Origin of the sequence: Alistipes sp. UBA6068 (assembly GCF_949428155.1) — a bacterium.
Classification (GTDB): domain Bacteria; phylum Bacteroidota; class Bacteroidia; order Bacteroidales; family Rikenellaceae; genus Alistipes; species Alistipes muris.
In genome coordinates, this window is the sequence record NZ_CASQFS010000002.1 from 78,056 (window position 1) to 89,986 (window position 11,931).

Annotated in this window: 8 protein-coding genes; 1 reads left to right on the forward strand and 7 read right to left on the reverse strand. The window is 56.2% G+C overall.

All coding sequences use genetic code 11. The features are described from left to right. The first annotated feature begins 57 nt into the window (after window positions 1–57). Entirely contained in the window at window positions 58–708 is a 651-nt protein-coding gene (locus tag QVG21_RS01805) for a DUF1349 domain-containing protein (RefSeq protein WP_287921568.1), read from the forward strand. A gap of 213 nt (window positions 709–921) precedes the next feature. On the opposite strand, the gene QVG21_RS01810 is transcribed toward QVG21_RS01805, so the two are convergent. The 7 genes from QVG21_RS01810 to QVG21_RS01840 form a co-directional block, all read right to left on the reverse strand. Beyond that, window positions 922–1,368 carry a lipocalin-like domain-containing protein gene (locus tag QVG21_RS01810; protein ID WP_287921571.1) on the reverse strand — a complete coding sequence of 149 codons (447 nt, stop codon included), beginning with the start codon at window positions 1,366–1,368 and terminating at the stop codon, window positions 922–924. A 332-nt stretch (window positions 1,369–1,700) separates the two neighbouring features. Beyond that, window positions 1,701–2,492: a DUF1573 domain-containing protein gene (locus tag QVG21_RS01815; RefSeq protein ID WP_287921574.1), complete on the reverse strand. Its 792-nt coding sequence runs from the start codon at window positions 2,490–2,492 to the stop codon at window positions 1,701–1,703. Between the two features lie 29 nt (window positions 2,493–2,521). Next, window positions 2,522–4,558 (reverse strand): S8 family peptidase, encoded by a 2,037-nt coding sequence (locus tag QVG21_RS01820; protein WP_287921577.1) that lies wholly within the window; start codon window positions 4,556–4,558, stop codon window positions 2,522–2,524. After that, window positions 4,558–6,240: a BACON domain-containing protein gene (locus QVG21_RS01825; protein ID WP_287921580.1), complete on the reverse strand. Its 1,683-nt coding sequence runs from the start codon at window positions 6,238–6,240 to the stop codon at window positions 4,558–4,560. Before QVG21_RS01825 ends, QVG21_RS01820 begins: the two co-directional genes overlap by 1 nt. 14 nt (window positions 6,241–6,254) lie before the next feature. After that, window positions 6,255–8,909: a DUF4458 domain-containing protein gene (locus tag QVG21_RS01830; protein WP_287921583.1), complete on the reverse strand. Its 2,655-nt coding sequence runs from the start codon at window positions 8,907–8,909 to the stop codon at window positions 6,255–6,257. A 93-nt stretch (window positions 8,910–9,002) separates the two neighbouring features. Continuing rightward, window positions 9,003–10,943, reverse strand: a complete 1,941-nt coding sequence (locus QVG21_RS01835; RefSeq protein WP_287921585.1) for a DUF8477 domain-containing protein — start codon at window positions 10,941–10,943, stop codon at window positions 9,003–9,005. 60 nt (window positions 10,944–11,003) lie between these two features. Further along, window positions 11,004–11,918, reverse strand: coding sequence for a DUF4984 domain-containing protein (locus tag QVG21_RS01840; RefSeq protein WP_287921587.1), 915 nt, complete (start codon window positions 11,916–11,918; stop codon window positions 11,004–11,006). Window positions 11,919–11,931 lie beyond the last annotated feature (13 nt).

Sequence of the window (11,931 nt, forward strand, 5' to 3'; positions counted from 1 at the left end):
TTCGTTGGTTGTCGGAAATTCCTGCCGGGTCCTTTGGGTGTTATTAAATATTTGGAAATGAAAAAGTTGTTTTTGAGCGGAGCGATGATTGCCGCTTCGGCCGCCTGCATGGCGCAGTCATTGGAAAAAATGCAGTGGTTCAATGAGCCGGAACAATGGGAAATCGAAGACGGTTCGCTTTCGATGCGTGTCACTCCCCGAACCGATTACTGGCGCATATCCCATTATGGGTTTACCGTGGACGATGCCCCGTTTTTGTACACCTTGCGCGGCGGGGAGTTTGAGGTCAAGGTGAAAATATCGGGTGACTATAAGACCCGTTTCGACCAGTCGGGGCTGATGTTGCGTATCGACCACGAAAATTATATCAAGGCCGGTATCGAGTTCGTGGACGGCAAATACAACCTCAGCACCGTCGTGACGCATCACACGAGCGACTGGAGCATCATACCTTTGGACAAGCCCGTGCCGTTCGTATGGATAAAGGCTGTCCGTAGGCTCGATGCGGTGGAAATTTTCTATTCTTTTGATGACAAGGAGTACGCAATGATGCGCAACGCTTGGTTGCAGGACAATCGCCCTGTCATGGTCGGGGTAATGGGAGCCAGCCCCGACGGCGACGGCTTCGACGCTGATTTCGAGAGTTTTTCGATCAGGCATTTGCCCGATTTGCGCAGGGCTCAATGGCTGGAGGGAAACGGCAAGTAGCGATTAAGAGCGGTGGACGGTTACACTATCTTGAGCAACCCGAGATTTTACGGACGACGGGTACTATGAAAGTGCCATTGCCGCCCTGGAGGGCAATCACGTAGAATTGATAGTAATAGTCCAAGTAAAATAGTCAAAACTTCATCCGGCATTTAAGAGGAAGCTCTCAACAAAATGCCGGATGAAGTTTTGTATATGGACGGTTTTCGTTTGTTATTCCAGGTCTTCCGGTATTCCCGCGCACCGTTCGTATACCGATACATCTTGCGGGTCGTCCACCGCCGTCCAAACCATCCGTTCGGCCGTGAATTCGTCGATTCGGTAGACATGTTGCCAGTCGCCCACAGCGTGGTCGTATTTGCCGCGGATAACCGTGCCTTGGCCTTCTTCTTCCAGGATGTTGAATTCGCCCGTTCGCACGCGCAATTGGAAAGCGTCCAAATTGTCATACATCTCGAACTTCGTGTCCTTGCGGATGAATTCGATATAGACGTAACTCCCTTCGGCCAGCGTCGCGCCGTCGAATTGCGTCAGTTGCCACGTTCCTGCTATGTTGTTGGCATTGGGTGTCAGCGGGGTGTCTGCCTCGTCGTCATCGTTGCAGGCTCCGCAGATGGCCAGCGCCAGCGAGAGGAGGGCGATTTTCCAAAGATTTTTCATTTGTCTTCTATCTGTTTTTTGTTTTTGTCGTTTCCTTTTGCCCGGGGCCGATGTCCGGTTGCTCGGTAGGGTGCCCGATTGTCCGTCGGAGGGTCGTCATTCAAAACGAAGCCTTGCCATTTCGGGCAGAGTTCCGTCATTCTATTCTCTCTTTCTGCACCAAACTTCGTCTGAACGTCTTCTTCCCGCTTCGACTGCCGTTCATTCGCATGTCTCCCATTTCGAGCAAGTCTCGTCGCTCAAAGCCTTGTCATTCTGAGCGAAGCGAAGAATCTGTTTCCGGTTTCATTCCCGTTTCGGTTCGTCGGCATTCGATACCGATTTCCCGCGGCTCACTCCGCCGTGCCCGTTCCGATTCTTACCTCAAGCATCCGTTGGCTCGGCGGCAGCGTCAGTCCCTCAAGCAGTATCGGAATCCGTTCCGGCAGCGTTTTCGGGGCTTGTTCCGGGTCGAGCCGGATTACCAGGTCTCCCGTTTTGCCGGGTTCCAGTATTTCCGGTTCGCATCCGAACGTCAGGTATTTCGGCAGCAGTCCTCCGTCGGCTCTCGGTCTCAGCGGTTTTTCGCCCGCATTGAGACATTCTATCCGTTCCGTCTGTTTCCGGTCTCCCGCCAGCCGCACCGTCCGTTGCTTCAGCAGCAGCGGGCCCATCGCATGGGCATAGTCGTGGGTCGGCAGCGCCGAGGGTTCCACATGGCCCGTCAGTTCCAGTACGGCCGTCGGCCGGGTGTCCGAAAGTTGCGTGTAAACGAATATCTTCCGTTGGAAGTCGCCCGGGTGGCCTTTGGGGTGGTAGGTTACTTTTATTTCGCCTTGCCCGCCCGCCGGTACGGGGCGTTTGTCGTGCTTCGCTTTCGCGCAGCCGCAGCTCGTCTGTATCCGCGTCACCACCAACGGCTCTTTTCCGTCGTTGCGCCAGCGGTAGGTGTAGGTCGTCGGCGCGCCGTCTTCGTGCAGTTCGGGCGTTTCGATTCGGCGCGTGTCGAAGCGCATCGTCTCGCCGCCCGCCGCCGTTGCCGGGTTCGCCAGGCTGTCCAGTTTTTCCCGCGTAAGGTGCGTCACCCATTGGGCTTGCAGCTGCGCCGGCAGTGCCAGCCAGAGTGTCGCCAGACACAGATACATTATGCGGCCGTTCCGGAGCATCTTCGTTTTTAGAGCCAGCCGTTGCCGTTCGCGCCCTTGCGGACCGTGATGCGGAAAGTCTGCGTTTCGCCGTTCGACGTAGCAATCTTCGCCGTCGTCGCGCCTGCTTTCGTTCCTTTGACAACCAGTTTGTTGCCCTCTGCGGTCGCCGTCGCCACCGTCGTGTCGTCGATGGTCACCGTGTAGGTCAGTTGTTCGCCGCCTATGAAGTAGTTGCCCGGTGTTACCGTCACGTTTCCGTCCAGCGGTACATAAAGGTTGGGGAACTTCACCTGCGTGCCTTTGCCGTTAATCGCGTTCAGCAGTTTCGTGGCGTTGACTTGCCCGGCTCCCATTTGTTTGTGGTAGTCCGAGAGGAGCATCTGGCTGGGGTGTACCGTGCCCAAGTCCGTCGTGTAGCGGCAGTAGAGCTTGCGGCCCGTCATGTATTGGTCGATGGGGGTCACCGTTTCGTAGAGCAGCTGCTTGAATTCTTCGGCCGTGAAATGTTTGCGCAGTTGGAACGCATACGACAGGCCCAGCGCCGCTACGCCCGACACATGGGGGCAGGCCATCGAGGTGCCTTCCATGTAGCCGTAGCCGCTTTCGCTCACGGTGTAGGGGAGCGCCGACAGTACGCTGCCCGTTTTTCCGCGGTCTGCGCCCTCGCCGTATTCATAGTAGTAGTCTTGGTCGCCGCCCGGGGCTGCTATCGTGGTGCCGGGGCCGTAGTTCGTGTAGACAGCCGGGGTGTAGTCGGCCGCCGTGGCCGATACGGCGATACACATTTCGGCCGCTCCCGGGAATCCCGCCATCGGTGCGGTTTCGTTGCCGCCCGCAAAAATCGCAAGACCTCCGTCGATGGGGCCGTTGGGCGAGCCCGCGTTGTGGACGAAGTAGTCCAGGGCTTCTTGTTCCAGGGGGCGGTTTTCGGCCCATTGTTCTTCGGTCGTGAAGGCCGGCTGCCATTCGTAGCCGTTGGCAAGGCCCGAGGTGTAGCCCCAGCTGCATTGCAGGATGACGGCTCCGTTGTCGGCGGCGTATTTGATTGCGCGTACCGTCGCCAGGGCGTTGGGTTCCGTGTTGCCCGAGAATATCTGGCAGCTCATGATTTTCACGCCCGGTTTTTCGGCCGTGCCGCCCGCTATCGAGCTGATGCCTTCGCCGTTGTTGTTCCGGGCCGCTATTACGCCCGCCACATGCGAGCCGTGGCCCGTGTCATAGGCGTCGTCCCACGTGATGCGGCCCGAGCCAGTCACAAAGTTGTAGCCGTGGCGGTCTCCCGCATAGCCGTTGCCGTCGTTGTCTTCGTTGGAGTTTTCGATTTCGTCTTCGTTCACCCACAGGTTCTCCTTCAGGTCGGGGTGGGTCAGACATACTCCTTCGTCCAGTATCGCGACGATGATCGACGGGTCGCCCGTCGAGAGGTCCCACGCTTCTTCGCATTGTACGTCGGCTCCCGCTATCGACTTGCTCACGCCGTCTTTCTGGAACAGGTCGCCATGGTTTATCAGGTGCCATTGGGCCGGCAGCTGCGGGTCGTTGTAGGGGAAGTCCGCCGCCCGGGTCTTCAGCGCCATCGCGCGGAGGGTTTCAAGGTCCAGCGGCTTGGCTTTTTTCTTGGCGTCGTAGGCTCGTTTGATCGTGTGGTTCAGGCTCACTTTCTGCACTTCGCCCAGTTGCGCGAGTTGTTCCGCCACTTCTTTCTCCGTGCGGTCGCCGTCGAAGCGGATTACGTACCACAGATGCAGGCCCGCATTCCGGGTCTTGGCTTCGGTGCGTGCGTTCACCGGGAATACGCGTTCGATTTCATAGCCGCCCGCGAGCTCCAGCACTTCGTCTACCGTGAGGATTCCCGAGCGCGTCGCGGCTTCGCCGTTGCGGGTTTTCGCCGTCGCGCGTTCCAGGATTTCGCTCACATAGGGGTCGAATTTGACCAGCAGTTCGCCCGCCGTCGCCGGTTGTGTTCCCGGGCCTTGCGTGTTCGGGTCCGTATGCGGGTCGGTCGTGCAGGCCGCCAGCACCAGCAGCAGGCCCGCCATCATTCCGTATAGCGTGTTTTTCATCATCGTGTCGTGTTTGTTTCTTCCCGTTCGTCCGAGGGCCGGGTTTTCGTCGGGTAGAAATCATAGTAGTAGTTCATGTTGACCGGTTCGTTGCTGAATCCGGCGGTCCGGCCGTTCGCGTCGATTCCTTCCTGGTTGAATATCAGGATTTCAGGCACCCACCAGTTCAGCGCCGGATGGTAGAGCAGCCAGTAGGGCAGTTCTCCGGTCATGCGGTTCAGGTTGATGGCAAAGAATTTCGTGCGGGCCATCACTTTCGGAGTGCCTATCAGGCTTCTCGGCAGCGTGTCCACACCTTTGTCGTTGGCCGAGTTGTCGATGTCGGCTTCCGTGTAGAATTCCGTCCAGCCGTTCTGTGGTGCGTCGGCCGTGCCGAACGACGGGAGCGAGCCTTGCAGGTAGTTTACCGACAGCCTCAGCGTGTCGAGTTCCCATTCAAGCAGATGGCGCGGGAATCCCGGTTCTTCGATCAGACCTCCGATGTCGGTCGTCACCGAGTTGCTCAGGTCGTAAACCAAGCTGCGTTGATTGGCGTTCATGATCAGCGTATGCAGCTTGGGCATGTTTTCTTTCGTCAGTATCGAGGGCAGTTTTTGGAAGGAGTTGCTGCTCAGGTCCAGATATTCAAGGCTCTTCAGGTTCTTGAAGTCCGGGTGCAGCTCCGTCAATCCGTAGCCCGAGATGGTCAGGCGTTTGAGTTGCGGCAGTTTCGTAATCGCATCGCCCGTGTTCAGGCTCAGCATGTGGGTGTTAGAGTTGCTGAAGAAGGTGATTTCTTCGGCCGCCGTCAGGTATTGTATTTCAAACGGTATGCCTTCCTTGGTGGTGAAGAACGAGAAAGAGGCCGATTTTACACGTCCGGCTTTTTCAGGAGTGTAGCCTTCCATGTTTTCTTCCCACAGGACCACGCCTTCCCAGTTGTCCATGCTTTCGGAGGCGTCCCATACGTTGCGCCACGAGTTCAGCGAGCGGTTTACGCCCAGCAGCGCCACCGAGTCGCCTTCGCGGGTGTTTTCTTTGATTTTCTCCGCCGCTTTCTGTTCTACGCGCAGTTTGTCCTGTTGGTCGAGCGTCACGTTCCCTTTCGGCAGGAACGAGATTTCGGCTTTGCGGATTCTCGGAATCGAGCTGATGTTCCATTTGAAGCGTACGGTCACTTCGCGCGGGCGGATTCCGCGGTCGATGTTCACCTTGTAGCTGTCATATTGGAGCCAGCCCGTCGTGTCGGGGATGGCTACATTGAAGTCTACGTTGGTTTTCACCTTCACGTCGAAGTAGCGTTCGTCCAGCGTCGCGAAGTTTTCGACCGATATTTCCGGTTCTTCCAGCGTGATGGCATAGGCGTAGCCGTCTTGCTTCACCGTTATTTCCTGGTTGTCGCGCGATTGTTGGTTCTGAAAGCGGATGACGCCCTGGCGCGGCGTCTCCACCAGCGCCGAGTCGATGAGCAGTTGGCAGGTCGTTGTTCCGCGGCCGTTGGCAGGCGATACGGTGATCCACGGCGCGTCGGTCGTGGCGATCCACGCATCGTCCGACGCTATGCGGACCGTGCGGGTTCCTCCGTCGGCTCCGATGGTTATTTCCTTGCTGTCCGGTCCGAACGGGGCGTTCGTCTTGTCGTCGGTACAGGCGGCCAGGGCCATCGTTCCGAGCAGGATGCTTATGTATGTCAGATGTTTCATGTTCGTCGCTCTGTTTATTGCAGCATTTCGTCGCAGTTGATGATCTTCTGCGTCTTGTCGTACACAAGCATGTAGGCTCCGTTCCGCCAGTAGATGCAGATGTCCGACGCATCGAATACTATGTTCGGGTTGTCGCTGATGTCAAGGTTGTAGATCAGATACGAAATCTTGTCGTCTACCTTGCGCAGGTCGTTCGACCCCAGAAACAGCCCTCGCAGTCCCGTGTGTTTGTAGATTCCCGTCGGCCATTCGCGCAGGCAGCGGGCTCCGTTGTCGTCGCGTTGTCCGCGTACGGCGAATACCGTCAGTCCCGATGAGTTGAGCGGTTTGTAGGGGAACGACGCAAAGGCGTTGTACGACAGGTCCACTCCGTACAGATAGGGCAGATCTTCAGCCGTGAAGTCCTTCGGCAGTTCCTTCAGTCGGTTGTAGGTCAGGTCCAGCGAGGCCAGCGAGGCCGCGAATTCGCCTTTGAACGAGCCTTCCGGTATCTCGGTCATGCCGTTTCCGCGCAGGATGATGTAGCTCACATAGGAGTTCGTTCCGCTCAGCAGTTCCTTGGGGAATACCTTTATCTTGTTGTTCGCCAGCGTCAGCGTGTTGACCAGAATTCCGTTGAAGTCGTCCGGCAGTTTTTCGATTTCGTTGTAGGAGAAGTCTACGGTCTTTATCACATACTTGCCTTTCGAGGAGAAGATGTTGGGGAATACCTTCAGTTTGTTGTAGGTCGCCGAGAAGGTCTCCATGTCTTCCATCGGGCAGAATTTTCCGTTCGTCGTCGGGAATTCTTCGATCAGGTTGTGGTCCAGGCGTATCTCCGTCGGGGCCACTTCTCCCAGACCTCCCGCGGGCAGTTTGCTGATTTTGTTTTCGCACATGTCCAGCGCGCCCAGTTTCTTCAGATTGCGGAACGAGTCCGGTATGGCCGTCACGTTGTTGTTGCGGCAGTAGAAGAGTTGCAGTACGTTCTGCGATTTTCCGTTGCCTATCGCTTCCAGGCCCGCGGCCAGTCCGTCCGGGTCGTGTTCGCTCCATTGTTTGTTTTCCGAGATGTTCAGCGACACAAGTTTCGGCATTTCGGCCAGCACTTGCGGGAATTGTTCCATCTTCGGGCAGTTGTAGAGTTCCAGGTCGGTGCAGCTCTCCAGTTGGACCATTTCGGCCGGCAGTTCCTTGATTTCGCTGTTGGCTATGTTGAGGATTTCCAGTTTCTTCAGGTTGCCGATCTCCTTGGGCAGCGATTTGAGACCGTTGCAGATTTTGCCGTGGAGGTTGGCCGCCGGGCGGATGTTGAGTTGGTTGCCCTGGGTGTCGAATATCTGGTTTTCCGTGTAGCCCTCATCATAGAGTGCCGTCGAGGGCGTGTGGATGTCGTGTTCGCGCAGGGCAAGGGCACAGGGCCACGACATCTGCGTCGCCGGGTGGTGTTTTTCGTAGTATGCCTTGTGGTTGGCCATCCGGTTGCGCGCACGGTTCGCCATGCTCGTCGCCAGGTCTTCCGTCGGGTCATAGTAGTTTTTGTCGTTCTGCGTACCTAAGTAGAGTTCGATCATTTCCGTCAGTTGGCCGATGGCCGCAGGCATGTCGCCGCGGAATCCGAATCCGCTCAGGTCCAGACGCGCTACGCGGCCGTTGTCGTGGAGCTGCACGCCCGGTTGGGCGCCCCACAGGTCGGGGTCTTTGTTGAAGTCCCAGTTGGCTCCCGGGTTGTAGCTTTCGCCCGCATAGGACCAGCGCGGGCCGTCGAGGGCTTCCCAAATGGCTTTCAGTGCGTAGTAGTCCTTGATATATTCGTCGCTTTCGTAGAGCGCGATTTTGGCTTTGATTTCGGTCGTTTCGTTGTCTTCCACCGTGAAGTTCGCCGCGGCAGGCCGGTCGTTCGTCTCAAGGGCGGTCTTGTTCTTGTCGTAGGTCACATACGAGACTATGCGGTATTCGCCCGCAGGCAGCGACAGCAGCGAGTCGCATTTGCTCGACGAGGTCTGGTAGCCGAACGTGCCGTTTGCTTCGTTCTGTTCGTCGAAGTGGATGGCAAATTCCATCGGCAGTTTCTCGAACGTCGTCAGGTCGTTCGTTTCGGTGTTCTGTACCGTCAGGTCCGTGTGTTTGATTTCGTCGAACGTGTATTGGCGGTTTACGTTGCCGGCGCGGGTCCGGACAAAGTCCGACATGTCTTTCAGCAGCGTGACGCGTACTTTGCCGCGCGGCGTCACGTTCACCGTCAGGTCGTGGGTCGTCAGTCCGCCCGCTGCCACGGTCAGTTCGTTCTGTTGCGGCAGGCCGTTGTAGAGCAGTTCGTCGTGCTTGTCATAGAGCGAGAACGCCACTACCCGGTAGTTTCCCGTCAGTAGTTTGAGTTTGGTGCTTCGCAGGCCGTATTCCGCCGCGTCCTTGTCCGCCGCATCCAGCGTCAGGGTCTGGGCAAGCATGGTGCCGTTGTAGTCCAGACGTACCGTCACTTTCGTCGCGTCCGACAGGTAGTCCAGCTGCGTTTGTACCGCACGGCCCGCCAGCGTCGTTTTTTCGTAGGAGGCCTCCTTGTAGAGTTTGAACTGTACATGGCCGTAGTCGAGTTCCCGGTTGTCGGTGCCGTCTTCGGAGCATCCGCCCAGCAGGGTCATCGCCATGCACGTCGCCGTCGCAAGCAGGATGAGTTTGAAAAGTTTCATGTTCAAAACCTTGTGCTGTGTTCTCTGTTAATTATCGTTCTTTCGGTATAAAGGCCCCGCCCCGTGGGACGGGGCCTTCGTTTCGCAGGTCGGTTATTCCGGTTTGTATTCGACTATAAGACTGGCTTTGTTCGACCAGTTGCTCTTGAATACAATTTGAGTTTTTCCCGCTTCCTCAGCACTATACATCAAAATGTACGAGGTGCCTGCTGGAAATATGTTGATTAAGCTTTGGTTTTCATAATATGTGGATTCATCGTATTCCGGCAGATTCAAGTATGCCATGGTCGTTCCGGTGAGCGTCAGTTTGTACTGCGGAACGCCCATCGAACCGAAATCATTATCGTAGTCGGTGTCTCCGTTGGCAAGCTGAACAAGCGTAACACCCTCGCTTTCTTGTGCCAGCGAGATGTCCGTGCCGCCGCCCTGTTGTTTTCCCTCGAACTTGAATTCGATGATGCCTACGATTTCGGTTCCGTTCTTGAATACGAAGTAGGCCGTCGGGTTGACGGGTTTTTCATAGGTCCAGGTGAACGAGCCGTCTTTTTCGTAGGAGCCGGCAATCTTGATCAGTTTGCAGTTTTCATTGTAGCCGTTGGCCAGATCGACCCAGCGCGGCGTCAGTTGCGATTCGGCATAGGGGCCGTCCTCTCCATAGACTTCGTAGGAATCGTATGCCGTGTTGAATTTCAGTTCGGCCATATCTCCGTCCTGCTCCGTCGTGTAGGTGAGGTTGTAGATTGCAGGTACAGCAGCCCACTTGTCTTCGTAGGGGAATGTGCCCTTCGGCATTTTGGTAAGCGTGTAGTCGGCCATGGACGGTTCATAGAATTCTACAAATTCTCCGGCTGCGTCAGACGACTGGCTCAGTGTCGTAACAATATATTTTTTGTATTCTTCCTTGATTTCGTTCTCTGCCAGCAGTTCGACGGGGTCGTTGATTGCGACCGAGGCAAGCAGAGCCACAACTACACCTTTGCGGGCTTCGCCTGCGTTTTCTGTTACCGAAATCGAATAGCGGCGTTCTTTGAGTACATTGTTGCTATCCGATTCGGGTTCCGGGGTTTCGACTTTGATCCACCCGGTTTGGGATGCGGCTGCGCTCAGCGTTCCCGCCACTTCTGCGAACTTGAAAATCTTGGGTTCGTCTATGCTCACAATGTAGCCATGCATCCCTTGGTCAACCCAAGACGAATTGCCGCTATTGAAGAATTGTCCTTTGGCGTTGAAGCGGCTTTCGGCCACGAATCCCGTCATTTCGTAGTGGTTGCGGCAGGCGGGTATCTTGACCGTGTAGGCGTATTTCAGGTCCGGGTTGTTGCGGGCGCACAATACGAATTTGCCTTCCTGGTCACCGTCCAGCGGGTATTTCGTCGGGTCGGCTTTCAGCAGGATTTCCACTTGTTCGCCCGCTTCGCCTTTGTAGTCGGCTTCGGACAGCCATTCCGATTTCTCGGCCAGGCGCCATGCGAAGTTGGCTTCCACCAGAATCGGGTACATGTAGCCCGAGAGCCCCGACGGCCATGCCAGTTCGATGGTCTGCGCCGGGGTTTCATTGTATATGTAGCCCAGTTCTCCTTCCGAAGCATAAACAAAGCTGCCGTCTTCCATCTTGCTCGTGTAGAGCGTCAGAGCGCGTTCTTGTTGTTCGATGCTCAGCGTCGCAATTACTTTCGACTGGCCGCCCATGGTCAGCGTCACTTCGCACTTGGGTGCGTCGTCGAAGTTCTCTATTTCATAGGTTCCGATAGTCACTTCCGCCTTTCCGGCTTCGCCGTATTGCGTCAGCACCTTGTGTTCGCCGTCCGCAATGTAGAACGACTGGGACGCGTTTTCCGGAATCGAGACTTCCCATTTCATGTTGGCCTCGAATGCGAGGGTATGGCTTTCGCCGGGTATGATCGCGGTTTCTATGGCTTCGGGGAATACGGGGGTTCCTGCGGGGCCGTCTTCACCCGTCTCCGAGCAGGACACCAGTGCAAGGCTCAGACCTGCGGTCAGAAGCATCGCCCAATGCAAAAAGTTCTTTTTCATGATTTTTGACTTTTCGTTAAACGCTATAATTAAAGAGAACGCTTTTCGCCGTTTCCCGTATTACATGCCTTCTTCTCGTTGCAGACGGTCCGCTTCTTCGTCGCTGACCCATTCCAGTATCGTGTAGAAGTTGCCTACCGAGCCCACAGGCGTGCCCAGGTTCTCCACATACATGTGGGACCAGAGCGTTGCGAAGTTTTCGCACGCGCTGTAGTACGATACATAGTTCTGGGCGCTTTCCGTCAGGATTTTGTTGTCGCCGCGGATGATTCCGAATACCGATGCTTCGTCGGAGATCACCTGGTCCGAATCCATCGACACTTTCGGTTCGGCAGGGTCCGTGGGGTCGAAGCGCAGAGTTACGTCGTAGCCGTTGAACAGCCAGTCATGCAGAATGACAAGGTTTTCTTCCGTCGGGTGTTTTTCTGTGCGGATCAGTCTCTGTATGCTCTTGTTGTCCACTCCCGGGTAGTCTTGCAGGAACGTCGAGGTGACCACACACCAGCCCGTGTAGTTTTCCAATGCAAAGGGGCAGCTCTTGACCATCTTCACGTTCGTGCCGTTGCCGTAGAATTCCCATTCCAGTTGTTCCGGCATCACCAGGCGCAGGTTGAAGTTCACCGTGTCGGCGATTTCCAGCGCCGCATAGTTGCCGTGGACCAGGATTTCCGTCGCCAGCTTGCCCGCCGGTATGGTTATCGTGTTGCTCTTCAGTCGGTAGTGTAGCCCTTCGATGGCTTTGCTTCCCTTGTCGATTACCTCTACGCCGAACGTGCGGTCGTAGTCGCACGACTTCGTCGAGGCTACTTGCACCGCAAAGTAGTGTTCCGCATCGTCGGGTATCATGTGCAGCGACATCGTGTCGGCGAACATCACATATTCGGCGTCGGAGTAGGTCGTGCGTTCCTGGTTGCAGCCCGGTACGAGTGCAGCAAGGAGCGTGGCAGCCGATATGACCGTTATGATTCGTTTCATGTTTCGTCTTCTT